The sequence below is a fragment of the Stenotrophomonas sp. INTA L402-1 genome (assembly GCF_059295135.1).
Genome location: NZ_JCAFWP010000181.1, coordinates 1 through 587 on the forward strand (window position 1 = coordinate 1; position 587 = coordinate 587).

The following is a 587-nucleotide window of genomic DNA, read 5'->3' on the forward strand; positions in this document are numbered from 1 at the left end:
GCCAGAACCTGGCCACGCTCGACGTCGTCACGCTTGGTGCCGCGCAGCAGCAGGCCAGCGTTGTCGCCTGCCTGACCCTGGTCCAGCAGCTTGCGGAACATTTCAACGCCGGTCACGGTGGTCTTCTGCACCGGACGGATGCCGACGATTTCGATTTCGTCGCCAACCTTGATCACGCCGCGCTCGATACGACCGGTCACCACGGTGCCGCGGCCCGAGATCGAGAACACGTCTTCCACCGGCATCAGGAACGGCTTGTCGATCGCACGCTCCGGCTCCGGAATCCAGCTGTCCAGGGCATCGACCAGCTTCAGGATGGCCGGCACGCCGATGTCGCTCTGGTCGCCTTCCAGCGCCAGACGGGCCGAACCGGCGATGATCGGGGTGTCGTCGCCCGGGAAGTCGTACTTGCTCAGCAGCTCGCGCACTTCCATCTCGACCAGCTCGAGCAGCTCGGCGTCGTCAACCATGTCGGCCTTGTTCAGGAACACGACGATGTACGGCACGCCGACCTGACGCGACAGCAGGATGTGCTCGCGGGTCTGCGGCATCGGGCCGTCAGCGGCCGAGCACACCAGGATCGCGCC

General features: G+C 65.8%; 1 protein-coding gene. It reads right to left on the reverse strand.

The genetic code is table 11. The annotated features are described in order from the left end of the window. The coding region (locus AC5O77_RS22220; protein ID WP_478058899.1) for an EF-Tu/IF-2/RF-3 family GTPase at positions 1-587 on the reverse strand (587 nt) is incomplete at both ends.